The organism is Burkholderia pyrrocinia, assembly GCF_003330765.1.
Lineage (GTDB): Bacteria > Pseudomonadota > Gammaproteobacteria > Burkholderiales > Burkholderiaceae > Burkholderia > Burkholderia pyrrocinia_B.
In genome coordinates this window covers 2189024-2214143 of record NZ_CP024903.1, presented here as the reverse complement: position 1 = coordinate 2214143, position 25120 = coordinate 2189024, and the positions used below count along the sequence as shown (strand labels likewise).

Annotated in this window: 21 protein-coding genes; 14 read left to right on the top strand and 7 right to left on the bottom strand. The window is 66.4% G+C overall.

The features are described 5' to 3' along the window. The first annotated feature begins 117 nt into the window (after nt 1-117). Both CUJ89_RS27620 and CUJ89_RS27615 read left to right on the top strand, forming a co-directional pair. Nucleotides 118-1212, top strand: coding sequence for an esterase/lipase family protein (locus CUJ89_RS27620; protein WP_114180492.1), 1095 nt, complete (start codon nt 118-120; stop codon nt 1210-1212). A gap of 3 nt (nt 1213-1215) precedes the next feature. Continuing rightward, on the top strand, nt 1216-2250 hold the full coding sequence (locus CUJ89_RS27615) for a lipase secretion chaperone (protein WP_114180491.1): 1035 nt from the start codon (nt 1216-1218) through the stop codon (nt 2248-2250). Nucleotides 2251-2277: 27 nt separating this feature from the next. Here the strand turns inward: CUJ89_RS27615 and CUJ89_RS27610 are convergent, their stop codons facing one another. Next, nucleotides 2278-3801: a PLP-dependent aminotransferase family protein gene (locus CUJ89_RS27610; protein WP_114180490.1), complete on the bottom strand. Its 1524-nt coding sequence runs from the start codon at nt 3799-3801 to the stop codon at nt 2278-2280. A 392-nt stretch (nt 3802-4193) separates the two neighbouring features. Here CUJ89_RS27610 and CUJ89_RS27605 point away from each other — a divergent pair, with 392 nt between their 5' ends. From CUJ89_RS27605 to CUJ89_RS27585, 5 genes are all read left to right on the top strand, one after another. Further along, nucleotides 4194-5300 carry an ABC transporter ATP-binding protein gene (locus tag CUJ89_RS27605; protein WP_114180489.1) on the top strand — a complete coding sequence of 369 codons (1107 nt, stop codon included), beginning with the start codon at nt 4194-4196 and terminating at the stop codon, nt 5298-5300. A gap of 77 nt (nt 5301-5377) precedes the next feature. Continuing rightward, on the top strand, nt 5378-6424 hold the full coding sequence (locus CUJ89_RS27600; RefSeq protein WP_114180488.1) for an ABC transporter substrate-binding protein: 1047 nt from the start codon (nt 5378-5380) through the stop codon (nt 6422-6424). A 99-nt stretch (nt 6425-6523) separates the two neighbouring features. After that, nucleotides 6524-7789, top strand: coding sequence for an ABC transporter permease (locus CUJ89_RS27595; RefSeq protein ID WP_201752415.1), 1266 nt, complete (start codon nt 6524-6526; stop codon nt 7787-7789). 46 nt (nt 7790-7835) lie between these two features. Next, nucleotides 7836-8672 carry an ABC transporter permease gene (locus tag CUJ89_RS27590; protein WP_047901362.1) on the top strand — a complete coding sequence of 279 codons (837 nt, stop codon included), beginning with the start codon at nt 7836-7838 and terminating at the stop codon, nt 8670-8672. 215 nt (nt 8673-8887) lie between these two features. Beyond that, on the top strand, nt 8888-10306 hold the full coding sequence (locus CUJ89_RS27585) for an MFS transporter (RefSeq protein WP_114181594.1): 1419 nt from the start codon (nt 8888-8890) through the stop codon (nt 10304-10306). Between the two features lie 110 nt (nt 10307-10416). On the opposite strand, the gene CUJ89_RS27580 is transcribed toward CUJ89_RS27585, so the two are convergent. Further along, nucleotides 10417-12156, bottom strand: a complete 1740-nt coding sequence (locus CUJ89_RS27580; protein WP_114180486.1) for a protease pro-enzyme activation domain-containing protein — start codon at nt 12154-12156, stop codon at nt 10417-10419. Between the two features lie 645 nt (nt 12157-12801). On the opposite strand from CUJ89_RS27580, the gene CUJ89_RS27570 reads away from it, so the two are divergent. Genes CUJ89_RS27570 through CUJ89_RS27560 form a run of 3 tightly spaced genes read left to right on the top strand, consistent with a single transcriptional unit; the run spans nt 12802 to nt 13984 of the window. Then, nucleotides 12802-13125, top strand: coding sequence for an ArsR/SmtB family transcription factor (locus CUJ89_RS27570; protein WP_041493622.1), 324 nt, complete (start codon nt 12802-12804; stop codon nt 13123-13125). After that, complete coding sequence (locus CUJ89_RS27565) at nt 13125-13556, top strand: SRPBCC family protein (RefSeq protein ID WP_114180484.1); 432 nt, start codon at nt 13125-13127, stop codon at nt 13554-13556. Before CUJ89_RS27570 ends, CUJ89_RS27565 begins: the two co-directional genes overlap by 1 nt. Next, a complete protein-coding gene (locus CUJ89_RS27560; protein ID WP_027782597.1) occupies nt 13553-13984 on the top strand; it encodes a DUF1801 domain-containing protein in 432 nt (143 codons plus the stop codon). The genes CUJ89_RS27565 and CUJ89_RS27560 overlap by 4 nt, the downstream gene beginning before the upstream one ends. A gap of 103 nt (nt 13985-14087) precedes the next feature. On the opposite strand, the gene acnA is transcribed toward CUJ89_RS27560, so the two are convergent. From acnA to CUJ89_RS27535, 5 genes are all read right to left on the bottom strand, one after another. Next, nucleotides 14088-16805 (bottom strand): aconitate hydratase AcnA, encoded by a 2718-nt coding sequence (gene acnA, locus CUJ89_RS27555; protein ID WP_114180483.1) that lies wholly within the window; start codon nt 16803-16805, stop codon nt 14088-14090. A gap of 52 nt (nt 16806-16857) precedes the next feature. Continuing rightward, nucleotides 16858-18309 carry a bifunctional 2-methylcitrate dehydratase/aconitate hydratase gene (locus CUJ89_RS27550; RefSeq protein ID WP_114180482.1) on the bottom strand — a complete coding sequence of 484 codons (1452 nt, stop codon included), beginning with the start codon at nt 18307-18309 and terminating at the stop codon, nt 16858-16860. A 22-nt stretch (nt 18310-18331) separates the two neighbouring features. Continuing rightward, the gene (locus CUJ89_RS27545) at nt 18332-18841 is read right to left on the bottom strand and encodes a hypothetical protein (protein WP_114180481.1); all 510 of its coding nucleotides are present in this window, start codon (nt 18839-18841) and stop codon (nt 18332-18334) included. A 233-nt stretch (nt 18842-19074) separates the two neighbouring features. After that, a complete protein-coding gene (locus CUJ89_RS27540) occupies nt 19075-20079 on the bottom strand; it encodes an HpcH/HpaI aldolase/citrate lyase family protein (RefSeq protein WP_114180480.1) in 1005 nt (334 codons plus the stop codon). A gap of 184 nt (nt 20080-20263) precedes the next feature. After that, entirely contained in the window at nt 20264-21250 is a 987-nt protein-coding gene (locus CUJ89_RS27535) for a malate dehydrogenase (RefSeq protein WP_048250518.1), read from the bottom strand. A 288-nt stretch (nt 21251-21538) separates the two neighbouring features. Here CUJ89_RS27535 and CUJ89_RS27530 point away from each other — a divergent pair, with 288 nt between their 5' ends. From CUJ89_RS27530 to sdhA, 4 genes are all read left to right on the top strand, one after another. Next, nucleotides 21539-22363: a GntR family transcriptional regulator gene (locus CUJ89_RS27530; protein WP_114180479.1), complete on the top strand. Its 825-nt coding sequence runs from the start codon at nt 21539-21541 to the stop codon at nt 22361-22363. A 170-nt stretch (nt 22364-22533) separates the two neighbouring features. Next, nucleotides 22534-22950, top strand: coding sequence for a succinate dehydrogenase, cytochrome b556 subunit (gene sdhC, locus CUJ89_RS27525; RefSeq protein WP_114180478.1), 417 nt, complete (start codon nt 22534-22536; stop codon nt 22948-22950). Nucleotides 22951-22954: 4 nt separating this feature from the next. Further along, entirely contained in the window at nt 22955-23323 is a 369-nt protein-coding gene (sdhD, locus tag CUJ89_RS27520) for a succinate dehydrogenase, hydrophobic membrane anchor protein (protein WP_034180015.1), read from the top strand. A gap of 3 nt (nt 23324-23326) precedes the next feature. After that, on the top strand, nt 23327-25102 hold the full coding sequence (sdhA, locus tag CUJ89_RS27515; RefSeq protein WP_114180477.1) for a succinate dehydrogenase flavoprotein subunit: 1776 nt from the start codon (nt 23327-23329) through the stop codon (nt 25100-25102). Nucleotides 25103-25120: the final 18 nt, after the last annotated feature.

Sequence of the window (25120 nt, the reverse complement as noted above, 5' to 3'; positions counted from 1 at the left end):
CAAACGTTCGCAACTCGTGATTCACTCCCGCATTCGACGCACACGGCGCCCGCGCGGCCCCGTGCGCGTCGATCCGATCACATTCGCACCGGCAGCACAATAATCAGGAGAACATGCATGGCCAGATCGATGCGTTCCAGGGTGGTGGCAGGGGCAGTGGCATGCGCGATGAGCGTCGCGCCGTTCGCGGGGACGACCGCGGTGATGACGCTCGCGACGACGCGCGCGGCGATGGCGGCGACCGCGCCCGCCGACAACTACGCGGCGACGCGTTATCCGATCATCCTCGTGCACGGGCTCACGGGCACCGACAAGTACGCCGGCGTGCTCGAGTACTGGTACGGCATCCAGGAAGACCTGCAGCGGCATGGCGCGACCGTCTACGTCGCGAACCTGTCGGGCTTCCAGAGCGACGACGGCCCGAACGGGCGCGGCGAACAGTTGCTCGCGTACGTGAAGACGGTGCTTGCCGCGACGGGCGCGACCAAGGTCAATCTCGTCGGCCACAGCCAGGGCGGGCTGACGTCGCGCTATGTCGCGGCCGTCGCGCCCGATCTCGTCGCGTCGGTGACGACGATCGGCACGCCGCATCGCGGCTCCGAGTTCGCCGATTTCGTGCAGAGCGTGCTCGCGTACGATCCGACCGGGATTTCGTCATCGGTGATCGCCGCGTTCGTCAATGTGTTCGGCATCCTGACGAGCAGCAGCCACAACACGAACCAGGACGCGCTCGCCTCGCTGAAGACGCTGACGACCGCACAGGCCGCCACGTTCAACCAGAACTATCCGAGCGCGGGCCTTGGCGCGCCGGGCAGTTGCCAGACCGGCGCGGCGACTGAAACCGTCGGCGGCAACACGCATCTGCTGTATTCGTGGGCCGGTACGGCGGTCCAGCCGACGATCTCCGCGTTCGGCGTCACGGGCGCGGTGGACACGAGCACCATTCCGCTCGTCGATCCGGCGAACGCGCTCGACCCGTCGACGCTCGCGCTGTTCGGCACGGGCACGGTGATGATCAACCGCGGCTCGGGCCAGAACGACGGGCTCGTGTCGAAGTGCAGCGCGCTATACGGCAAGGTGCTGAGCACGAACTACAAGTGGAACCATATCGACGAGATCAACCAGCTGCTCGGCGTGCGCGGCGCGTATGCGGAAGATCCGGTCGCGGTGATCCGCACGCATGCGAACCGGCTGCAGCTCGCTGGCGTGTAATCGATGACGGCACGTGAAGGGCGCGCGCCGCTGGCGCGGCGCGCTGTGGTCTACGGTGTCGTGGGGCTGGCGGCGATCGCCGGCGTCGCGATGTGGAGCGGTGCGGGATGGCATCGCGGCACGGGTGGTGCCGGCGAGCCGCCGGATGCGGTAGCGGCAGGCGGCATGGCTGCCGCACCGCCGCAGGCGGCCGTGCCCGCGAGCGCGGGCCTGCCGTCGTCGCTGGCCGGTTCCAGCGCGCCGCGGCTGCCGCTCGATGCCGGCGGCCATCTTGCGAAGTCGCGCGCGGTGCGCGATTTCTTCGACTACTGCCTGACCGCGCAGAGCGACCTGAGCGCGGCCGCGCTCGATGCGTTCGTCGTGCGCGAGATCGCCGCGCAGCTCGACGGCACGGTCGCGCAGGCCGAGGCGCTCGACGTGTGGCACCGCTATCGCGCGTATCTCGACGCGCTCTCGAAATTGCGCGATGCCGGCGCGGTCGACAAGTCCGACCTGGGCGCGCTGCAGCTTGCACTCGACCAGCGCGCGTCGATCGCGTACCGCACGCTCGGCGACTGGAGCCAGCCGTTCTTCGGCGCGGAGCAGTGGCGGCAGCGCTACGATCTCGCGCGGCTGAAGATCTCGCAGGATCGCACGCTGACGGATGCGCAGAAGGCCGAGCGGCTCGCGGCGCTGGAGCAGCAGATGCCGGCCGACGAACGCGCCGCGCAGCAGCGGGTCGACCGGCAGCGGGCCGCGATCGACCAGATCGCGCAATTGCAGAAGAGCGGGGCGACACCCGATGCGATGCGCGCGCAACTGACGCAGACGCTCGGGCCCGAGGCCGCCGCGCGCGTCGCGCAGATGCAGCAGGACGACGCATCGTGGCAGGGCCGCTACGCGGACTATGCGGCGCAGCGTGCGCAGATCGAGTCGGCCGGCCTGTCGCCGCAGGATCGCGACGCCCGGATCGCCGCATTGCGGCAGCGCGTGTTCACGAAGCCCGGCGAAGCCGTGCGCGCGGCGTCACTCGATCGCGGGGCGGGCAGCGCGCAGTAACGCGGGCGGCGCTGCGTATGACTAACCCTATGCCGCGCGCGTGACGTGCTGCGGCAGATGTTGCTCGATGGTATTCGCGAGCGTGTCGAAGGCGGGGCCGATGCCTTCGTGCGCGACGCACGCATAACCGAGCAGCAGGCCCCGTCGCGCCGTGTCCTGGCGGCTGTAGTAGCTGGTGAGCGGGCGCACGATCACGCCCGCGTCGAACGCGCTCTGCGTGACCGCGCGATCGTCGCAGGCGTCGGGCAGGCCGAGCACCAGATGCAGGCCGGCCTCGTCGCCCATCACGGGCAGCGCATCGCCGAAACGCGCGCGGATCGCGTCGATCATCAGTTGCCGGCGCTCGCCGTACAGCGTGCGCATCCGCCTGACGTGCGAAGTCAGGTGGCCGTCCATGATGAATTCCGCGAGCACGGCCTGCTGCATCAGCTGGCCCTCGCGATACAGCTCCGACAGCCCGGTGCGGAAAGTGTCGACCAGATGCTCGGGCACGACCATGTAGCCCATCCGCAGGCCCGGGAACAGCATCTTGCCGAGGCTGCCGACGTAGATCACGCGGCCGCCGTCGTCGAGCCCCTGCAGCGATGCGAGCGGGCGGCTGCCGTAGCGGAATTCGCTGTCGTAGTCGTCCTCGATGATCCAGCAGCGGTGCTGGCGAGCGTATTCGAGCAGCATCCGGCGCCGCGCGAGGCTCATCACCATGCCGAGCGGGTACTGATGCGACGGCGTGACGAGCACGAGCCGCGGCGGATGCTGCATGTCGCTGGCACTCGGGTCGAGCCCTTCCTGGTCGACCGGCACCGGCGCGAGCGTGAGGCCGGTCGCCTGCAAGACGCTGCGCACGCCCCAGTAGCACGGTTCCTCGACCCACGCACGATCGCCGATGTCGGACAGCAGCCGCACCGCGAGATCGATCGACTGGTGGATGCCCGTCGTGATGATCACCTGGTCCGGCGAGCATTTGACCGAGCGCGCGACGCGCAGGTAATCGGCGAGCGCGCGCCGCAACGGCCGGTAGCCGCCGCCCGGCGCATAGGTCAGCAGCTCGGGGTTCGCTTCCTTCCACAGCCGCGCCTGCAGGCGGCTCCACGTGCGGCTCGGAAATTCCGACACGTCCGGCACGCCCGGCATGAATGCGCCCCACTGGCGCCGCGACACGCCCGCGTGCTCGATCAGTTGCCGGCCGCGCATCGACAGGCTGCCCTGCGCGTCCGGCAGCGGCGACTCACCGGCGTCGGACGGCGGCGGCGCGGCGCCCGGCACGCGGATCGCGGCGGCGTCCGGCCGCGTATCGGCCACGTAGGTGCCGCTGCCGGTCGTCGTCAGCACGTAGCCTTCGGCCGTCAACTGGTCGTACACGTGCAGCACGGTATTGCGTGCGATCGACAGGTCGGCCGCGAGCGTCCGCGAACTCGGCAGTTTTGTTCCTGGCCCCAATTCACCGGTCAGGATGGCCTGCTGCATCTGCTGCAGCAACTGCCGGTACATCGGCTCGGACGAACCGCGGTCGAGGCGGGTGGAGAGCCAGTCGGCGAGGATCACGGTATCCAAAGTGGTCCTACTAGTAATATTGAAATGGTTCCCTATTGTAGAACCGTGGGCGCCGTATAGTGGCTCGCATCTTGAAAACAATTGTCGCGAAGCAAGGGTCTGTTTACATATGGAACGCACATGCGAATGCCCGAAATCGCTCGGAGGGCAAGAAGTGAGGAGCGCCGTTTGGCCGAGCCAAACAAGCGACGAGCGACGCCGCCATACGGGCGATTTCGGGCATTCCCGTGACATGAGTTTTTTATTTGGGGTTGCCACGAGAACGGCCGCTCGCCGCGTTGCGCTCCTTGCGAATACGTCAGTATTCGCGGCGTCCCGCGCCTCGCGAGCGGCCGTTCTCGTGGCAACGCATGCGCGTTCCATATGTAAACAGACCCTGGGGGACAGCCACGATGAAGTCCGATGATGTGATCGTCAGCTTTCGCGGCGTGCGGAAGACCTACGACGGCGAGACGCTGGTCGTCAAATCGCTCGACCTCGATATCCACCGCGGGGAGTTCCTGACGCTGCTCGGGCCGTCGGGCTCGGGCAAGACGACCTGCCTGATGATGCTCGCCGGTTTCGAATTCCCGACCGGCGGCGAGATCCGCCTCGACGGCGAGCTGCTGAACAACGTGCCGCCGCACAAGCGCAACATCGGCATGGTGTTCCAGAACTACGCGCTGTTCCCGCACCTGACGGTCGAGCAGAACGTCGCGTATCCGCTGACCGTGCGCAAGCTGCCGGCCGCCGAGCGCGTGGAGCGCGTCGCGCACGCGTTGAAGATGGTGCAGATGGAGCGCTTCGCGAAACGCTATCCGGCGCAGTTGTCGGGCGGCCAGCAACAGCGCATCGCGCTGGCGCGTGCGCTCGTGTTCGAGCCGAAGCTCGTGCTGATGGACGAGCCGCTCGGCGCGCTCGACAAGCAGCTGCGCGAACACATGCAGTACGAACTGAAGGCGCTGCACGAAAAGCTCGGCGTGACCTTCGTCTACGTGACGCACGACCAGGGCGAGGCGCTGACGATGTCCGATCGCGTCGCCGTATTCGACAAGGGCATCGTGCAGCAGCTCGACACCGTCGACCGCCTGTACGAATCGCCGTGCAACGAATTCGTCGCGAACTTCATCGGCGACAGCAACCGGCTGCGCGGCACCATCGCGCGCGTCGACGGCGAATTCTGCGAGTTCCGGCTCGACGACGGCACGAAGCTCGTCGGCCGTCCCATCGGCGAAGCGGCCGAGGGCGCGTCGGCCGTCGCGTGCATCCGCCCCGAGCGCATGAGCCTCGCCGCGCACGGTGCGAACGGGCACGCGAACGGCACCGCCGCCAACCGGCTGACCGGCGAGGCGCGCAGCCTCATCTATTTCGGCGATCACGTGCGCATGCGCTGCGCGTTGCCGGGCCAGGACGAATGCTTCGTGAAGGTGCCGCTCGGCACCGGCGCGCTCGACGCGTTCTCGCCCGGCGCGCCGGTCTCGCTCGCGTTCGCGCCCGAACACCTGCGCGTGTTCGCGTGAGCATGGTTTCCCCGATTTTCCGCAGCACGTCGTCAACAACAACTGCCCACTTCCACCACCAGAGGAGAGGAACCACCATGAACCGAGCAAGCTTTACTGCGCGTCGCACCGCGCTGGCACTGGCGCTCGCCGTAGTCGGCGCATCGGCATCGGCCGCCGAGCTCACGGTCGTCAACTTCGGCGGCGCGAACGGCGACGCACAGAAGGCCGCGTTCAACCAGCCGTTCGAGAAGTCGACCGGCAACAAGGTCACGGCCGTCGAATACAACGGCGAGCAGGCGAAGGTCAAGGCGATGGTCGAGGCGAAGCACGTCAACTGGGACGTGGTCGAAGTCGAATCGGGCGACCTGAACCGCGGCTGCGACGAAGGGCTGTACGAGAAGCTCGACTGGTCGAAGATCGCGAAGAAGTCCGACCTGATTCCGGAATCGCCGCAGGTGTGCGGCGTCGGCTTCTTCGTGTGGTCGACGGCGCTGTCGTACAACGCGGACAAGCTGAAGGCGGCACCGACCGGCTGGGCCGATTTCTGGAACGTGAAGAAATTCCCCGGCAAGCGCGGAATGCGCAAGGGCGCGCGCTATAACCTCGAATTCGCGCTGATGGCCGACGGCGTCGCGACGAAGGATGTCTACAAGGTGCTCGGCACGAAGGCCGGCCAGGACCGCGCGTTCAAGAAGCTCGACGAGCTGAAGCCGTACATCCAGTGGTGGGAAGCGGGCGCGCAGCCGCCGCAGTTCCTCGTCGCCGGCGACGTCGTGATGTCGACCGCGTACAACGGCCGCATCGACGCCGCGCAGAAGGAAGGCAAGAACCTGAAGGTCGTGTGGAACGGCAGCATCTACGACCTCGACTACTGGGCGATTCCGAAGGGCTCGCCGAACAAGGCGCTGGCCGAGCAGTACATCGCGTATTCGCTGACGCCGAAGCCGCAGCAGGCGTATGCGCAGCACATCGCGTACGGCCCCGCGAACATCGCGGCGATCAAGTCGCTCGACGCGAAGACGCTCGCGAACCTGCCGAACTCGCCGGCCAACGGCAAGAACGCGGTGCTGGAGGACATCGGTTTCTGGACCGACCACAGCGACGAGCTCGAGCAGCGCTTCGCCGCGTGGGCGACGAAGTAACCGTTCAGGCATCCTGATGTAACTGGCCGCGCGATGCGTCGATTGCGTCGCGCGGCCTTCCACCGGATCGTGCCCGGCCGGAGACAACCGTTGAATACGATGACGATCGCTTCCTCCTCGCCGTCGACAGCCGCGCTCAAGCGCGAGCTGAAGGCCGCCGAGGCCCGCAAGCGCACGATGGCATTGCTGCTGGTCGCGCCGCTCGCGATTTTCCTGCTGCTGATCTTCGTCGTGCCGATCGGCACGCTGCTCACGCGCGCGGTGCAGAACCCCGAGATCGCAACCGCATTGCCGAACACGATCGCCGCGCTGTCAGGCTGGGACCGTAAGGCGCCGCCGGCCGACACCGCGTATGTGGCGCTCGCGACCGACATGACGAAGGTGGCCGACAGCGAGGCGATGGGCGCGCTCGCGCGGCGCCTGAACACCGAGATTCCCGGCTATCGCTCGCTCGTCGCGAAGACGGCGCGCGCGATGCCGCTGAAGGGCGATAGCGATGCCGCCGGCGCGGTGCTGACGCCCGCGCAGACGCGCGAGAAATTCATCGCGCTCGATTCGCGCTGGGGCGACGTCGCGTACTGGCAGTCGATCGCGAAGAACGGCAGCCAGGTGTCGCCGTTCTACCTGCTCGCCGCGCTCGACCACAAGCAGGACGGCTTCGGCCACATCGTGCAGGCCGATCCCGACCAGTCGATCTACCTCGCGATCTTCGGCCGCACGTTCGTGATCGGCGTCGCCGTCACGCTGTTCGCGCTGCTGCTCGGCTACCCGCTCGCGTACTGGATTTCGACGCTGTCGGAACGGCGCGCGAACCTCGCGATGATCCTCGTGCTGATTCCGTTCTGGACGTCGGTGCTGGTGCGTGTCGCCGCATGGATCGTGCTGCTGCAGAGCGAAGGGCTCATCAACACGGCGCTGATCGGCAGCGGGCTGATCTCGCATCCGCTGACGCTGCTGTTCAACCGCGTCGGCGTGTATATCTCGATGACGCACATCCTGCTGCCGTTCATGATCCTGCCGCTCTACAGCGTGATGAAGTCGATCCCGCCGACCTACCAGCGTGCGGCCGTGTCGCTCGGCAGCCACCCGTTCGCCGCGTTCTGGCGCGTGTACGTGCCGCAGACCTACCCGGGCGTCGGCGCGGGCGCGCTGCTCGTGTTCATCCTCGCGATCGGCTACTACATCACGCCCGCGCTGCTCGGCGGGCCGGGCGACCAGATGGTCAGCTACTACGTTGCGTACTTCACGAACGTGACGATCAACTGGGGCATGGCGTGCGCGCTCGGCGGGCTGCTGCTCGCGGCAACGCTCGTGCTGTACGCGGTATACGGGCGCTTCACGCGCACGAACGTGAGCCTCGGCTGAGCGCCGGGCACAGGAAAACGCACGGAAACGGGAAGGGATGTCGACCATGAAACTCGCCAGGCCGCTGTTCGCGCCGCACATGTCGTTCGTCGAGCGCGCGTGGTACGTCGCGCTGCGCGTGCTCGTCGTGCTGACGCTGCTGTACCTGATCCTGCCGGTACTCGCGATCGTGCCGCTGTCGTTTTCGTCGAGCACGTTCCTCGTCTATCCGATCCCGGGCTTCTCGATGCGCTGGTACGAGAACCTGATCGCATCGGACGAGTGGCGGATGGCCGCGAAGAACAGCTTCATCGTCGCGCCGTCGGCGACTGTCGTCGCGACCGTGCTCGGCACGCTCGCCGCGATCGGTCTCACGAAGGCTGACTTCCGCGGCAAGGGGCTGCTGATGGCCGTGCTGCTGTCGCCGATGATCGTGCCCGTCGTCGTGGTCGGCGTCGGCATGTACCTGTTCTTCGCGCCGCTCGGGCTCGCGAATACCTACACGGGGCTGATCGCCGCGCACGCGGCGCTCGGCGTGCCGTTCGTCGTGACGACGGTCGCCGCGACGCTGCAGGGCTTCAACCAGAACCTCGTGCGCGCGAGCCTGTCGCTCGGCGCGAATCCCGTGTCGACCTTCTTCCGCGTGACGCTGCCGGTGATCGCGCCGGGCGTGATGTCGGGCGCGCTGTTCGCGTTCGCGACGTCGTTCGACGAGGTCGTCGTCACGCTGTTCCTCGCGGGCGCGGACCAGACGACGCTGCCGCGCCAGATGTTCACCGGCATCCGCGAGAACATCAGCCCGACGATCGCCGCGCTCGCGACGATCCTGATCATCTTCTCGACGAGCCTGCTGCTTGCGCTCGAGTGGCTGCGCGGGCGCAATGCGCGGCGCGCGGTGACCTGACGCGTCGGCCTGCGCCGCCTGCGTCGCCGCGCGCCATGCACGGCGACGCGCCTTCTTTCATTTTGCTGACTGACGAAGCGGCCGGCTGCACGTTCGATGCGGCTCTGCAACAATACGGGGCGCGGCGGCGTGCGTTCCGTGCGGTGCGACCGGAACGCCGCCGCGAGTCCAATCCGCGACGCGGCGTGCGCGTCGCTCGTCAGCCGAGCCTCATCTTGTCCGAATTCGCTTCCCCCGCCGGCGCCCGTGAGCCGGCCGTCAACTGGCGCGCGATGTCCGCCGTGCTGCTGGCCGTCGCGCTCGCGACGCTCGACACCGCGATCGCGAACACCGCGCTGCCCGCGATCGCCACCGACCTGCATGCTTCGCCGGCCGCGTCCGTGTGGATCATCAACGCGTACCAGCTCGCGATGGTCGCGACGCTGCTGCCGTTCGCATCGCTCGGCGACATCGTCGGCCACAAGCGCGTGTATATCGCCGGGCTCGCGGTGTTCACGCTCGCGTCGCTCGGCTGTTCGCTCGCGTCGACGCTGCCGCAACTGACGGCCGCGCGGATCGTGCAGGGCTTCGGCGCGAGCGCGATCATGAGCGTCAACGTCGCGCTGATCCGCGGTTTGTTTCCCGCACACCGGCTCGGGCGCGGCGTCGGCTTCAACGCGCTCGTCGTCGGCGTGTCGTTCGCGGTGGGGCCGACGATCGCGTCGCTGATCCTGTCGGTCGCCGCGTGGCCGTGGCTGTTCGCGGTGAACGTGCCGCTCGGCGTGTTCGCGCTCGCGGTGGCGATTCCGTCGCTGCCGCAGACGGCGCGCGGCAAGCATGCGTTCGATCCGGTCGCCGCGCTGTTCAACGTGATCACGTTCGCGTCGCTGATCTTCGCGCTCGGCGAATTCGCGCAGCGCGGGCCGCTTTCCGTGGTGTTCGCGGCCGCCGCGGTGGCATTCGCGTTCGGCTGGCTGCTGATTCGCCGCCAGGCCGGACACCCGGCGCCGATGCTGCCGGTCGACCTGTTTCGCCGGCCCGTGTTCACGCTGTCCGCGCTGACGGCCGTGTGCGCGTTCGCCGCGCAGGGGCTCGCGTTCGTGTCGCTGCCGTTCTATTTCGAAACCGTCCTGCATCGCAGCGCGGTCGAGACGGGCTTCCTGATGACGCCGTGGTCGGCGATCGTCGCGTTCGCCGCGCCGATCGCGGGGCGGCTGTCGGATCGCTACCCGCCCGGCCTGCTCGGCGCGATCGGGCTCGCGTTGCTGAGCGCGGGCATGGTGTCGCTCGCCGCGCTGCCGGCGACACCGGACGTGTTCGACATCGGCTGGCGGATGATGCTGTGCGGCGCGGGCTTCGGCTTCTTCCAGTCGCCGAACCTGAAGGCGCTGATGTCGAGCGCGCCGCCCGAACGCAGCGGCGGCGCGAGCGGGATCATCGCGACCGCGCGGCTGATCGGGCAGGCGACAGGCGCGGCGCTCGTCGCGCTGTCGTTCGGGATCGCCGGGCGCCACGGGCCGACGCTCGCGCTGATGCTCGGCGCGGGCTTCGCCGGGGCCGCGAGCGTCGCGAGCGGGCTGCGGCTGTTTGCGCCGTCGCATCGGAACGGTGCGCCGGCCATGCCGGAGCGCGTGAAGGAGCGGGCGACGGAGTAGGGTCGTGCGCGATCGCGGCACACGCTGACGACGCTACGACGATCACGGGAAAGTCACTCACGAACCGGCGCGCGACCAACCATCGCCGCGCACCGGCCGTCACGCATCGCTCAGAACCCGCCCGACTTGATCAGCTGGTTGAGGTTCGCGATGTTCAGGCTGCCGAAGCCGGTCGTCAAATCCCAGCCGGTGCCTGCGGTGTAGCCATACCCCTGATACCCGTTGTTCCCCGACACGACGTCATAGCGCACGAGCGACGGGTTGGACGGAATCGCGCGATACAGGTTGCTGGCCGGGAAACCGAGGCCCGTGCCGTTCGCCGCGAGCAGGCGCGCCCAGAAGCCCGTGAAGATCGGTGCGGCGAGGCTCGTGCCGCCGATCTGCTGCAACTGGCCGTAGTTGTAGATGTACGCGCCCGTGCTTTGCGCGGCGTCGAACGCGACGTCCGGCAACTGGCGGTTGCTGCCCGACTGCCACGACGGCGCGGGCAGGATCGTGCTGACGCCGCCGCCCGTCGACCACAGCTTGCCGTTGCCGTCGAGCCCTTCGTTCCATACCGTCTCGTTCGAGAATGCGCCCGCCGACGTGGTGTAGAGCGTCGTGCCGCCGATCGCGAGCACGTGCGGCGACGAAGCCGGCCACGACACCGTGTAGTTCGCGCCGTCCGGATAGCCGCGGTTGTTGCACTCGTACACGCCTTCGTCGCCCGACGATACCGAGAACGTCTGGCCTTGCGCCGCGGCCGTCGTGAAGATCTGTTCCTCGGCGTCGATCGTGCCGTCCGCGTTCGCGTCGGTCTCGCACCAGCCGAGCGACACGTTGATCACCTTCGCGGTGTTGTCCGACACCGCGCGGTTGAACGCCTGCGTGAGGCCCGTGTTGCCGGCGGCGTTGAGGTCCGCCATGTAGAACACGAGCTTGCCGACCTGGCCGCCGGCCGAGCCGACGATCGACTGGCTGTCGAGATCCCATTCGCCCTGGCCGCTCTGGTCGTCGCTGTAGCTGCCGCTCGTACCGGCGCCATTGGTCTTGACGGTCTGCGTCGAGACCGTGCCGTAACCGTTGCTCGATGTGAACTGGTTCAGGTCCTGCACCGTCTGCGACACGCCGCCGATCGTGATGATGCCGACGGTCACGCCGGCCGCGGTCGGCACGCCGGTCGCGTTGTAGAGGCCCGGGAATTCCTTCGGATAGTGGCCCGTCGCCGTGCCGGCCGCGAGGGCCTGCGGCTTTGCCACGTTGCCGATGCGCAGCATCGGCCGCGCGCGCGCGACGCTCTGCAGCCCGAGCACCGAGCCGACGACGTCGCCGAGCGCGCGCGGCACCTGTGCGGTCGACGCGTTGGCGAAGCCCGAGCGGCCCGCGTACTGGAAGTGCACGAGCGACGTGTTGAATGCGGTCTTGACCGTGCCGGCCGTGCCGCGCGCGGACACCAGCAGCCGATTCGGCGCGACCTCGACGTTCACGAAGCCGCTCTTGTGCAGATAGTCGACCACCGACTTCACCTGCGCGTCGGTCGGCGCGTAGCTGGCGAGGAACTGCTCGGGTGTGAGGTACTGGCGGTAATGCGCGCTGCCGGGCCGGTTCACGTCGCGCGCCAGTTGCTTGAGCTGCGCGGCGTTGCGCAGCTTCAGGCTGACGACGACGTCGGTCGTTTCGCCGGCCGCGAGTTCGAGCGACGGCGCCGCGCTGCGCGCCATCAACTGCGGGCCGGTCAGAAAGGCCTTCGTGTGGGTATCGACCCAATCCGTCGTCGCGTGCGCCGCGCCGGCGGCGAGCACGAGCGGCCACGCGCACGCGAGGCGGCGGGGCGACGGAAGGGGACGGGCAAACCAGGCGTTCCTTTTCATCGGGAGTCCTTTTTTAGGAGAGGCGACGTTACTGGAACCCCCGGCCCTTGTGGGGCCGCGAGCGGTGACGAGCGTAGGGCGTCGGTGCCGTTCGGGTAGCTGCCAGTTTCCATAGCTGTCAGTTCTGACATCGGCGCCTGCGCACGCATGCGTTGCGTCGTACGCGCAAGCGATGGCGGCCGCGGCGAACGGAACCGGTTCGCGGCACGACGGCGCGACAATGCGCGACGTTCGCACGCACGAGTTGTTCGTTGCGGCATCGGAACGTGCGCGATCGCGGAGCGGATCGACGCGCGACCGGATGGCAGGTGATCAGACGTTGCCGTATGCCGGGTCGCACTATGTGGTCAAACGAAGCGACACGGCAGGAACGGATGCACGCGTGCACAACAAAAGGGTCGGCCGAGCGCAAACCTTTCCCGAACTGTGGAACAGCGCGCCGCGCAGTCTTGCAGGCGGCTTTCGGATCGGATGGCGCGATTGCCGATTAGAGGAAGCGCTCGAATTCGAAGGCGGGCACGAGCCGGTGCGGCGGACGCGATGCCCGCGCAAGATCGAACGACGTCGTTCGCGAAATTCCCCCCTTGACTCTCGCCGATCAGCGGATATCCTTCAATCCATAACCATCGGGTTATGGATTTGGATATGCAGAACGCTCACGACATGCTTTTCAGGACACTTGCCGATCCGACGCGCCGCGCGCTCTTCGAGCGACTGTGCGCGGACGGCGAGCTGACGGTTGCCGCGCTGACGGCCCATGCGGGCGTCTCGCAGCCGGCCGTTTCGAAGCATCTCGGCGTCCTGAAGCAGGCCGGGCTCGTGAGCGACCGCCACGAAGGCCGGCAGACGCACTACAGCGCACAGCCGCAAGCGCTGGCCCCGTTGATCGACTGGACAAGCCAGATGGCCGGCTTCTGGCAGAACCGGTTCGACGCCCTCGAAGATCTGCTCAAAAGGATGGATCAATAATGAATCAAGCCACTGCCGAAACGCGCTCCGTCGTCGTCGAACGGGAGCTGCCTCATCCGCCGGAAAAGATCTGGCGCGCGCTCACGCAACCGCACCTGATCGAGGCGTGGCTGATGAAGAGCGACTTCGAGCCCGTCGCGGGCCGCGCATTCAGCTTTCGCGCGGACTGGGGCTCGGTCGATTGCACGATCCTCACGATCGAGCCGCACCGCGCGCTGTCCTATACGTGGGCGGCGCACGGGCTCGAAAGCATCGTGACGTGGACGCTCACGCCGACGCCGGCCGGCACGCACCTGCGCATGGAGCAGGTCGGCTTCCGCCCCGACCAGGAGCAGGCGTACCGCGGCGCGCAGTATGGCTGGGTACGGTTCTTCGAATCGCTCGAACAGGTGCTGTCGCGTCCCGACGAAGGCACGGAGGCCCGCGCATGAGTGCAACGGACCTCACACCGTCGGCGCGCATCGATGCGCTGATCGCAGGCATCGCCGACTGGCGCGGCAAGACCTTCGCCGACGTGCGCCAGACGATCCTCGCTGCACAAGCGGGCATCGTCGAGGAATGGAAATGGATGGGCAGCCCCGTCTGGTCATGCGACGGGATGATCGCGGTTGCGAACGCGCACAAGGGCAAGGTGAAAGTGACCTTCATGCACGGCGCACAGCTCCCCGATCCGGACAAGCTTTTCAACGACGGCCTCGACGGCAATGCGCGACGCGCGATCGATCTGTTCGAAGGCGACAAGCTCGACAAGCGGGCGTTGAAGAACCTCGTGCGCGCGGCGATCGAATACAACCGCACGCACCTGAAGAAGAACGCGCGAGGGGCGGGCGCGAAGGCGCGCGCGGACAAGGCGGCGTAAGGCCGTATAAAGCGCGGGCGAAAAAATGCCCGACACGAGGTCGGGCATCCAAATCGGCCGCAACCGCCGCGAGGCGGCTGCGGCACCTGCAAAAGCAGGGCGCTTACGCTGCGAGCAGCGAGCGCAGCACGAACGGCAGGATACCGCCGTGCTTGTAGTAGTCGACTTCGATCGGTGTATCGATGCGCAGCAGCACTTGCACGCGCTGCGTTTCGCCGTTCTTGCGGTTGATCACGAGCGTGACGTCCTGCTGCGGCTTGAAATCGTCGCCGAGGCCTTCGATGTCGTACGTCTCGTCGCCGGTGATGCCGAGCGACTGGATGCTGTCCGCACCCGTGAACTGCAGCGGCAGCACGCCCATGCCGACCAGGTTCGAGCGGTGGATGCGCTCGAAGCTGCGTGCGACCACGGCCTTCACGCCGAGCAGTTGCGTGCCCTTCGCGGCCCAGTCGCGCGACGAGCCCGTGCCGTACTCTTCGCCCGCGAACACGACGGTCGGCGTATCGGCGGCGACGTACTGCATGGCTGCGTCGTAGATCGACTGCTGTTCGCCGCTCGGCTGGTGGATCGTCAGGCCGCCTTCGACGCGCGTGCCGTCTGCCTTCGCCGGGATCATCAGGTTCTTGATCCGGACGTTCGCGAACGTGCCGCGCATCATCACGTCGTGGTTACCGCGGCGCGAACCGTAGCTGTTGAAGTCGGCCTTCTGCACGCCGTTTTCCTTCAGCCACTTGCCTGCCGGCGAGTCTTCCTTGATCGAGCCTGCCGGGCTGATGTGGTCGGTCGTGACCGAGTCACCGAAGATGCCCAGTGCGCGCGCGCCCTTGACCGTCGGGATCGAAGCGGCCGGTTCCATCGAGAAGTCGTTGCCGAAGAACGGCGGCTCGGCGATGTACGTCGACTTCGGCCAGTCGTAGACCTGGCCCGATTCGCCCTCGATCTTGCTCCAGAGGTCGCCCTTCTTGGTCAGCTTCGCGTAGTTGTCCTCGAACTTCTTCGGATCGAGCGCGAACTTGAGCAGCGCGTGGATTTCATCGCTCGTCGGCCAGATGTCGCCGAGGTAGATGTCCTTGCCGCCCTTGCCCTGGCCGACCGGCTCGGTCATCAGGTCGCGCGTGATGGTGCCGGCGATCGCGTATGCGACGACGAGCGGCGGCGACGCGAGGAAGTTCGCGCGGATGTTCGGGTGGATGCGTGCTTCGAAGTTACGGTTGCCCGACAGCACGGCGGCCGCGACGATGTCGTTCGTCGTGATCGCTTCGTTCAGTTCCGGCGTCAGGTCGCCCGCGTTGCCGATACAGGTCGTGCAGCCGTAGGCCGCGACTTCGAAGCCGAGCTTCGACAGGTACGGCAGCAGGCCCGTCTTCGTCAGGTATTCGGTGACGATGCGCGATCCCGGCGCGAGCGACGTCTTGATGTGCGGTGCGACGGTCAGGCCGGCTTCGACGGCCTTCTTCGCGAGCAGGCCGGCAGCCAGCAGCACGCTCGGGTTCGACGTGTTCGTGCACGACGTGATCGCGGCGATCAGGATGTCGCCGTTCTTCACGTCGACGCCGTTGCTCGTCGTGTACTGCGCGTTCAGGTCGTCCGCCTTCTTCGCGAAGCCGTTGTCCGCGACCGGCTTCGAGAACAGGTCGGTGAACGTCGACTTGACGTTGCCGATCTCGATGCGGTCCTGCGGGCGCTTCGGGCCGGCCAGCGACGGTGCGACCGTCGCGAGATCCAGCGTCACCGTCTTCGTGTAGTCGATGTCGCCGGCCTTCGGAATGCCGAACAGCTTCTGCGCCTTGAAGTAGTTTTCGAACGCGGCGATTTCCGCCTTCGTGCGGCCGGTGCCTTCGAAGTAGTCGATCGTCTTTTCGTCGACCGGGAAGAAGCCCATCGTTGCGCCGTATTCCGGCGCCATGTTGCCGATCGTTGCGCGGTCCGGCAGCGACAGCGACTTCGTGCCTGCGCCGAAGAACTCGACGAACTTGCCGACGACCTTCTCCTTGCGCAGCATTTCGGTGATCGTCAGCACCAGGTCGGTGGCCGTCACGCCTTCGCGCAACTTGCCCTTCAGCTCGACGCCGACGACGTCCGGCGTCAGGAAGTACACCGGCTGGCCGAGCATGCCGGCTTCGGCTTCGATGCCGCCCACGCCCCAGCCGACCACGCCGATGCCGTTGATCATCGTCGTGTGGCTGTCCGTGCCGACGAGGGTGTCCGGATAGTAGACCGTGCCGTCTGCGTCCTTCTTCTTGTGGACGCCGCGCGCGAGGTACTCGAGGTTCACCTGGTGGACGATGCCGACGCCCGGCGGCACGACCTTGAACGTGTCGAATGCCTGCATGCCCCACTTCATGAACTGGTAGCGCTCGTTGTTGCGCTGGAATTCCAGTTTCATGTTCAGGTCGAGCGCGTCCTTCTGGCGGAAGTAGTCGATCTGGACCGAGTGGTCGACGACGAGATCGACCGGGACCAGCGGTTCGATCTTCTTCGGGTTCTTGCCCGTGCGCTCGGCGACGCCGCGCATGGCCGCGATGTCGGCGAGCAGCGGCACGCCCGTGAAGTCCTGCAGCACGACGCGCGACACCACGAACGGAATCTCGTCGACGCGCTTCGCGGTCGGCTTCCAGTTCGCAAGCTGCTCGATGTGCTCTTCGGTGATTTTCTTGCCGTCGTAGTTGCGCAGCACGGACTCGAGCACGATACGGATCGACACCGGCAGGCGTTCGATCTTCGTCTTCAGCTCCTTGCCGAGATGCGGCAGCGAGTAGAACTTGCCTTTGCCGGAACCGCTGTCGAATTCCTTGAGGGTCTTGTGGAGATTGTGGGCCATGGTGATTTTCCTGGGTTTAAGGCTAGGAAACAAAGAGTCCTGTAGATGACGGCTATATCACATACAAGTCGACGTACTCATTGACCGGCATCGCTTCGAGCTTTGCCTGATCCAGCGACACGTCGAGAATCGCTTGTTGCTGCTTGGCCGGGAAACGGCGGGCGAGGTTGGTCCTGAACTTCTCGACCAGGAGCGGGATGCCGTCGGCGCGGCGTCGCTGATGGCCGAGCGGATACTCGACCGCCACTTCGGCAAGCTTCGATCCGTCCGTGAACTCGATCGTCAGCGCATTCGCGATCGAGCGCTGGTCCGGATCGTGGTAATCCTTCGTGAACTGCGGATCCTCGACGCACACGGTTTTCGCGCGCAGTGCGTCGATGCGTGGGTCCGCTGCGGCCGAATCTTCGTAATCGGCCGCGGTCAGCCGGCCGAACAGCAGCGGCACGGCGACCATGTACTGGATGCAGTGGTCGCGGTCGGCCGGATTGGCGAGCGGGCCCTGCTTGTCGATGATGCGGATCGCGGCCGCGTGCGTGCGGATCGTGATCCGGCTGATCTCGTCGGTCGAGCGGCCCGCCGCGGCGAGTTGTGCGTGCAGCTGCAGCGCGGCCTCGGCGGCCGTTTGTGCATGGAATTCGGCGGGGAACGCGATCTTGAACAGCACGTTTTCCATCACGTACGTGCCGTACGGGCGCTGGAAGCGGAACGGCTGCCCGTTGAACAGCACGTCGTAGAAGCCCCAGGTCTTCGCGGTGAGCGCCGACGGGTAGCCCATTTCGCCCGTTTTCGCGATCAGCGCGAGGCGCACCGCGCGGGAGGTGGCGTCGCCGGCCGCCCATGATTTGCGCGAGCCCGTGTTCGGCGCGTGGCGGTAGGTGCGCAGCGCGTGGCCGTCGACGAACGCGTTGGACACCGCATTGATCAGCTCGTCGCGTGTGAGCCCGAGCAGCCGGCCGACGACGGCCGTCGACGCGACCTTCACGAGCAGCACGTGGTCGAGCCCGACCGCGTTGAAGGAATTCTCGAGCGCGAGGCAGCCCTGGATCTCGTGGGCCTGGATCATCGCGACCAGCACGTCGCGCATCGAAAGCGGCTTCCGGCCGGCCGCGACGGCCGTGCGGGAGAGCCAGTCGGCCGTCGCCAGGATTCCGCCGAGATTGTCGGACGGATGACCCCATTCGGCGGCGAGCCAGGTGTCGTTGAAGTCCAGCCAGCGGATCATCGCGCCGATGCCGAATGCGGCCTGGACGGGATCGAGCTGGAAGGACGTGCCGGGCACCTTCGCGCCGTTCGGCACGATCGTGCCGGGCACGACGGGGCCGAGCAGCTTGGTGCAGGCAGGGTAGGACAGCGCCTCGAGTCCGCATCCGAGCGTGTCGATCAGGCAATGACGCGCCGTCTCCAGCGCGAGCGCGCTGTCGATGCCGGTGTTCAGCACGTAGTCGACGATATCGACGAGTACCGTATCCGGAGCAGGGCGGACGTTGGAGACCGGGGCGGACATCGAGGGGCCGAGGGGAGCGCGCTTAGTTCGTTGCCGGCTTCAGCTCGTTCGATTGCGTCGGCGCCGGCGTGCCTTGCGTCATTTCCGGCGTCACGCACTCGTCCGCGAGGCGTTCGCCGCCGTTCGCGTCGGAGAACAGCATTGCCTTCGACGGGATCACGATCAGCTTGAAGCCTGCTGCCGGATCGTAGAACGTGTCGGCGCCCGTCGTCGTGGCCTGACGCGGCAGCTTGTAGTTCTTCTTCGCCCAGTGAACCGTGACGACCTGGTCGCGCTTCATGTCGCCGGCGAGGTCGAACGACAGGCCATCCTTGCAGGTCCACTTGACCGCGCCGTCCGGCACCGTATCGACCTTGGCTGCGGCACGCGCCTGGGCCTTCTTGCTGCGCGGAATGATGCGCTTGGCCGGCGCCGGGCGCTTGGCCTTCTTCGCGGTCGTGGTGGTCGTGCCCTGGGCAAACGCGCTCGGAGCCGACACCAGCATCGTGGCGGACAACGCGCCGATGGCGGTAGCGATCAGGAGTTTCTTCATGGAGTCAGAACCTTTCGATAATCAGTTGACAAGGGCCGGAAATCGAGAAACTGCCGGCCGGTTTGAAACTGCACGCGCCCCGAAAGCGCGCAGCGGCCGCTATTTTCACCTATTTGGCCGCGCATATATCAGGTTTTCGGGCTCCGTTACGTTTTTTGTCGTTTCGCAAACCTCTGTCTGGTTCGCGCGCTTGCGAATGCATGAAACCGCGCGTATCGGCTGGCGGCGCGCGCTCACGGCGTGTCGCCGGCGGCCGGGCCGAACAGCGGTGCGGCCTCGGCCGGTACGGGCTGGCCGGTGGCCCGCGCGCGGCGCAGCACCGACCAGTAATAACGATAACTTGCGCGATCGTGCAGCGTATCACCGTGGCGCGTCGGGCCCCAGTTGGCGGCCTGCGCGGCCAGCAGGATCTCGGCGGCCAGCGCGACCTCGTCGGTGCGGGGCGCGAATGCGTCGACGATCGGGCGGATCTGCGCGGGGTGGATGCTCCACATCCGCGTGAACGCGAATTCGTCGCGCGCGCGGCGCGCATCGCCGGCGACGACGCTCATGTCGCGCACCTCGGTCGTCACGTTGTGCGACGGCGTCTTGCCGTGCGCGTGGCAGGCCGCGGCGATTTCCAGCTTCGCGCGGCGCACGAGCGGGTGTTCGAACTGGCCGGGCGAGCGCATCGCGGAATCGGGAATCGCGCCGTGGTGCGCGGAGACGAAGTCCATCAGCCCGAAGCTCAGCGTGCCGACCGTCCGCAGCGCGGCGAGGGCGGCAGCCTGCGCGAGCGCGCCGTGCGTCTCGACCAGCACGTCGACCGGGATCGGCTGCACGATGCCGAGCTCGCGGCGCGCGCCCTCGATGAACGCGGTCATTTCGGCCGCGTCGGCGGCGTTCGCGATTTTCGGGAGCGTGATGTAGGCGGGCGCGCGCGCGGCGCTCAGCACGATGCGCACGTCGTCGCGCCAGTGCGGGTGGGAAAAGTCGTGGATGCGTACGCCGACGCGGCCGAAGCGGTTCTCGGCGCTGCCGAGCAGTTCGGCGACGAGTGCCGCATGCGCGGCTTCCTGGCCGACGGCCGCGCCGTCCTCGCAGTCGAGCGTGATGTCGAACACGGGGCCCGTTTCGGCTTGCAGCGCGAGCGACTTGCGCATCAGCTTTTCGCTGCCCGCGTAGTGATCGCAGCATGGCAGGATCGCGGGCGGGGGCGCCCCGTCGTACAGCACTTGTGCAGGAGTGAGCGAGGCCATCTCTTCGACGTCAGGGAAGCGGGTCAACGTGGAGAAAATCGGATTCGGGCGCGTTCTGGGCCGGTGCGCGGCGAGCGCGGGGCGGCAAAACGTGCACGGATCGGATCGGTCGGCAGGGCCGGCGGCATGCCGGCCGGTGCCAAACCGGGCGGCCCGAGGGCCGCCCGGCAAAGACGTCTGATGCTTAGTTCTTCAGCAGGTGGGCGACGCCATCGCGCTCTTCGAGCAGCTCGGCCAGCGTACCGTCCATCTTCTCGCGCGAGAACGCGTCGATTTCCAGGCCTTCGATGCGCTTGTACTCGCCGTTTTCGCAAACGACCGGCACGCCGTAGATGATGTCTTCGGGGATGCCGTACGAGCCGTCCGACGGGATGCCCATCGTGACCCACTTGCCGTTCGTACCGAGCACCCAGTCACGGACGTGGTCGATCGCCGCGTTGGCTGCCGACGCTGCCGACGACAGGCCGCGCGCTTCGATGATCGCCGCGCCGCGCTTGCCGACGGTCGGGATGAACGTGTCGCGGTTCCACACGTCGTCGTTGATCAGCTTCAGCATCGATTCGCCTTCGGCGGTCGCGAAGCGGAAGTCGGGGTACATCGTCGGCGAGTGGTTGCCCCACACGGCGAGCTTCTCGATCGATGCGACCGGCTTGCCCGACTTGGCTGCGAGCTGCGACAGCGCGCGGTTGTGGTCGAGGCGCAGCATGGCCGTGAAGTTCTTCTTCGGCAGATCCGGCGCCGACTTCATCGCGATGTACGCGTTCGTGTTCGCCGGGTTGCCGACGACCAGCACCTTCACGTCGCGGCTCGCGACTTCGTTCAGCGCAGCGCCCTGAACCGTGAAGATCTCGGCGTTCGCCGACAGCAGGTCCTTGCGCTCCATGCCCTTCGAGCGCGGACGTGCACCGACCAGCAGCGCGACGTCGGCGTCCTTGAATGCAACCTTCGGATCGTCGGTGATCACGACGCCCGCGAGCAGCGGGAACGCGCAATCGTCGAGTTCCATCACGACGCCTTTGACGGCGGCTTGGGCTTGCGGGAGGTCGAGCAGTTGCAGGATGACCGGCTGGTCCTTGCCGAGCAGGTCGCCGTTCGCGATGCGGAACAGCAGGGAGTAAGCGATTTGACCTGCGGCGCCGGTGACGGCAACGCGCTTTGCGGGCTTAGCCATTGAAAATCTCCAGGACGGGTGAAGCGTTGGACGCTAGCGAAAACGCCATTCTATGCGCGTTGTGCGTAGCGTTGCATTGAAGCAGGGCGGAGGACTCGCGATGGCAGACGCGGTGAACCTGGAGACGGCCGTGGCACGTAGCCGGGGACGCGCTCTTTGCACCCGCGAACCCTTGCTCGACCGGGAGTGTAGGAGCCGTGAAGCCCAATGTCAACGGTATCATATGTCTTATATAAGACAGATGTTTTGCGGAAATTGAGTGGACGAAAAAGTGCGGTTTGTGATGAAATGCGCGCCATGACATCGAACCAGGCGAATACCGCGAATCAGACCGGCGCAGGCGGCCCAGGGCAGCCGGGTGCGGGCGATCCCGCACCTTCGCCTGCGGCATTGCCGTCGCCGACGTTCAGCCCGTTGTACCAGCAGATTAAGTCATTAATCACGCAAAGTCTCGAAACCGGCGAATGGAAACCGGGCGAGATCATCCCCAGCGAAGTGGAGCTCGCGGCCCGCTACAAGGTCAGCCAGGGCACCGTTCGCAAGGCGATCGACGAGCTGGCCGCCGAAAACCTCGTGGTTCGGCGGCAGGGCAAGGGCACTTTTGTTGCAACGCACAATGAGGATCGCGCGCAGTTTCGCTTTCTGCGCCTCCTGGCCGACGACGGTGCCGAGCACCCGCACGTGAGTCGCCTGCTCGAATGCCGGCGCCTGCGCGCGCCGGCCGAGATCGCGCGGCAGCTCGACCTGAAGCCGGCCGATCCCGTCGTGCAGGTGCGCCGCCTGCTGGAGTTCGAGAAAGAAGCGACGGTGCTCGACGAGATCTGGCTGCCGGGCGCGATGTTCCGGGGGCTCACGTTCGAGCGGTTGAGCGAGTACAAGGGGCCGCTCTACGCCATGTTCGAGACGGAGTTCGGCACGCGGATGATCCGCGCGACGGAGAAGATCCGCGCGGTGGCGGCGGAGCCGGCGGTCGCCGACCTGCTGCACGTGCCGGCGGGTTTTCCGCTGCTGTCGGTCGAGCGCGTGTCCTATACATACGGCGACCGGCCGGTGGAAGTGCGGCGCGGCTGGTATGTCACAACCGGGTACTACTATCAGAATGACTTGAGTTGACGATGGTTCGGCTCAGGCCGCGTGCCTTCGCGTTTCCCACGCTCGCGAAGCACGTTTCGGGCCGCCTTTGTTCTAGTTCGCGCAACTATCCAGAGCAGACTTTCGCTGCAGCGCGATATAAAAAGGCGCTAAAATCGCGGATTAGTGTGACAACATAGTAGGGGTCTAGCATGACTGACGCAGTAAGAAAGCCGAGACCGGAATACCGGAACATCGGATTCGGCGATATCACGATGAAATATCGCATGCCGCTGGCGGCGATATTGTCGATTCTCCATCGAGTCAGCGGCGCGCTGCTGTTCCTGTTCCTGCCGTTCCTGCTGTTCCTCTTCGACCAGAGTCTCACCTCCGAGCTCAGCTTCGAAGTCTTCAAGGTTTTCCTCTCCAACATCGTCGTCAAGCTGATCGTCCTCGCGTTGTCCTGGGCGTTCTTCCACCATTTCTGCGCCGGCATTCGCCACCTGCTGATGGACGTCAACCACGACGCCGTCACGAAGGAAGGCGGCAAGCGGACGGCAGTCGTCGTCTTTGTCGTCTCGATCGCGCTGACGATCGCCATGGCACTCAAACTGTTCGGAGCATTCTAAGAAAATGGCAGCCAACAACCGAATCGGCTCGAAGCGCCTCGTCGTCGGCGCACACTACGGCCTGCGCGACTGGCTTGCGCAGCGTATCACCGCCACGATCATGGCAGTCTACACGGTCATTCTGCTCGTCCTGTTCTTCGGCGCGCACGACTTCTCGTACGAAGGCTGGGCGTCGATCTTCTCCGCGCAATGGATGAAGCTCGCGACCTTCGTGATGCTGCTTTCCCTCTTCTACCACGCATGGGTCGGCGTGCGCGACATCTGGATGGACTACGTGAAGCCCGTCGGTGTGCGCCTGCTGCTGCAATCGCTGACCATCGTCTGGCTGCTCGCATGTGCGGGCTACGCCGCGCAGATTCTCTGGAGAGTTTAAAGAATGGCTGCAATCAAAACTTCCCTCCCGCGCCGCAAGTTTGACGTAGTGATCGTCGGCGCGGGCGGCTCCGGCTTGCGCGCGGCGCTGCAACTGTCGCGCGCGGGCCTGTCGGTCGGCGTGCTGTCGAAGGTGTTCCCGACCCGTTCGCACACGGTGGCCGCGCAGGGCGGCATCGGCGCGTCGCTCGGCAACATGAGCGAAGACAACTGGCACTTCCACTTCTACGACACGATCAAGGGCTCCGACTGGCTCGGCGACCAGGACGCGATCGAATTCATGTGCCGTGAAGCGCCGAACGTCGTGTACGAACTCGAACACATGGGCATGCCGTTCGACCGCAACGCGGACGGCACGATCTACCAGCGCCCGTTCGGCGGCCATACCGCGAACTACGGCGAGAAGCCGGTCCAGCGCGCATGCGCGGCTGCCGACCGTACCGGTCACGCGCTGCTGCACACGCTGTACCAGCAGAACGTCGAGGCGAAGACGCAGTTCTTCGTCGAATGGATGGCGCTCGACCTGATCCGCGACGCCGATGGCGACGTGCTCGGCGTGACGGCCCTCGAGATGGAGACGGGCGACGTCTACATCATGGAAGGCAAGACGACGCTGTTCGCGACGGGCGGCGCAGGCCGGATCTTCGCGGCATCGACCAACGCGTTCATCAACACCGGCGACGGCCTCGGCATGGCTGCGCGTTCGGGCATCGCGCTGCAGGACATGGAGTTCTGGCAGTTCCACCCGACCGGCGTGGCCGGCGCGGGCGTGCTGATCACCGAAGGCGTGCGCGGCGAAGGCGGCATCCTGCGCAACGCGAACGGCGAGCGCTTCATGGAGCGCTATGCGCCGACGCTGAAGGATCTGGCGCCGCGTGACTTCGTGTCGCGTTCGATGGATCAGGAAATCAAGGAAGGCCGTGGCGTCGGTCCGAACAAGGACCATGTGCTGCTCGACCTGTCGCACATCGGCGCCGAGACGATCATGAAGCGTCTGCCGTCGATCCGCGAAATCGCGCTGAAGTTCGCGAACGTCGATGCGATCAAGGAACCGATCCCGGTCGTCCCGACGATCCACTACCAGATGGGCGGCATCCCGACCAACATCCACGGTCAGGTCGTCGGCACGTCGCGCGATCACAAGGAACCGGTCAACGGCTTCTACGCAGTGGGCGAATGCTCGTGCGTGTCCGTGCACGGCGCGAACCGCCTCGGCACGAACTCGCTGCTGGACCTTGTGGTGTTCGGCCGTGCGGCCGGCAACCACATCGTCGAGCACGTGAAGAAGCAGAAGGAACACAAACCGCTGCCGGCCGATGCAGGCGAATTCTCGCTGGCGCGCCTGGCCAAGCTCGACAAGTCGACGGCGGGCGAATACACGCAGGACGTCGCGAACGACATTCGCTCGACGATGCAGAAGCACGCAGGCGTGTTCCGCACGTCGGAACTGCTGAAGGAAGGCGTCGATCAGATGGCCGATCTGGCGGCGCGCGTGGAAAGCATCCACTTGAAGGACAAGTCGAAGGTGTTCAACACCGCGCGCGTCGAAGCGCTCGAGCTCGCGAACCTGATCGAAGTCGCCCGCGCGACGATGGTGTCGGCGGAAGCGCGCAAGGAAAGCCGTGGCGCGCACGCCCACAGCGACTACGAACACCGCGACGACGAGAACTGGCTGCGCCACACGCTGTGGTACAGCGAAGGCGATCGCCTCGACTACAAGCCGGTTCAAATGAAGCCGCTGACGGTCGAATCCGTGCCGCCGAAGCCGCGCACGTTCTAAGCCGAGTCAAAGGAATCC

Excerpts from the sequence above, each read along its gene's own strand:
- CUJ89_RS27620 (WP_114180492.1), top strand. The coding sequence starts at position 118 with ATGGCCAGATCGATGCGTTCCAGGGTGGTGGCAGGGGCAGTGGCATGC.
- CUJ89_RS27615 (WP_114180491.1), top strand. The coding sequence starts at position 1,216 with ATGACGGCACGTGAAGGGCGCGCGCCGCTGGCGCGGCGCGCTGTGGTC.
- CUJ89_RS27605 (WP_114180489.1), top strand. The coding sequence starts at position 4,194 with ATGAAGTCCGATGATGTGATCGTCAGCTTTCGCGGCGTGCGGAAGACC.
- CUJ89_RS27600 (WP_114180488.1), top strand. The coding sequence starts at position 5,378 with ATGAACCGAGCAAGCTTTACTGCGCGTCGCACCGCGCTGGCACTGGCG.
- CUJ89_RS27595 (WP_201752415.1), top strand. The coding sequence starts at position 6,524 with ATGACGATCGCTTCCTCCTCGCCGTCGACAGCCGCGCTCAAGCGCGAG.
- CUJ89_RS27590 (WP_047901362.1), top strand. The coding sequence starts at position 7,836 with ATGAAACTCGCCAGGCCGCTGTTCGCGCCGCACATGTCGTTCGTCGAG.
- CUJ89_RS27580 (WP_114180486.1), bottom strand. The coding sequence starts at position 12,156 with ATGAAAAGGAACGCCTGGTTTGCCCGTCCCCTTCCGTCGCCCCGCCGC.
- CUJ89_RS27570 (WP_041493622.1), top strand. The coding sequence starts at position 12,802 with ATGCAGAACGCTCACGACATGCTTTTCAGGACACTTGCCGATCCGACG.
- CUJ89_RS27565 (WP_114180484.1), top strand. The coding sequence starts at position 13,125 with ATGAATCAAGCCACTGCCGAAACGCGCTCCGTCGTCGTCGAACGGGAG.
- CUJ89_RS27560 (WP_027782597.1), top strand. The coding sequence starts at position 13,553 with ATGAGTGCAACGGACCTCACACCGTCGGCGCGCATCGATGCGCTGATC.
- acnA (WP_114180483.1), bottom strand. The coding sequence starts at position 16,805 with ATGGCCCACAATCTCCACAAGACCCTCAAGGAATTCGACAGCGGTTCC.
- CUJ89_RS27550 (WP_114180482.1), bottom strand. The coding sequence starts at position 18,309 with ATGTCCGCCCCGGTCTCCAACGTCCGCCCTGCTCCGGATACGGTACTC.
- CUJ89_RS27545 (WP_114180481.1), bottom strand. The coding sequence starts at position 18,841 with ATGAAGAAACTCCTGATCGCTACCGCCATCGGCGCGTTGTCCGCCACG.
- CUJ89_RS27540 (WP_114180480.1), bottom strand. The coding sequence starts at position 20,079 with ATGGCCTCGCTCACTCCTGCACAAGTGCTGTACGACGGGGCGCCCCCG.
- CUJ89_RS27535 (WP_048250518.1), bottom strand. The coding sequence starts at position 21,250 with ATGGCTAAGCCCGCAAAGCGCGTTGCCGTCACCGGCGCCGCAGGTCAA.
- CUJ89_RS27530 (WP_114180479.1), top strand. The coding sequence starts at position 21,539 with ATGCGCGCCATGACATCGAACCAGGCGAATACCGCGAATCAGACCGGC.
- sdhC (WP_114180478.1), top strand. The coding sequence starts at position 22,534 with ATGACTGACGCAGTAAGAAAGCCGAGACCGGAATACCGGAACATCGGA.
- sdhD (WP_034180015.1), top strand. The coding sequence starts at position 22,955 with ATGGCAGCCAACAACCGAATCGGCTCGAAGCGCCTCGTCGTCGGCGCA.
- sdhA (WP_114180477.1), top strand. The coding sequence starts at position 23,327 with ATGGCTGCAATCAAAACTTCCCTCCCGCGCCGCAAGTTTGACGTAGTG.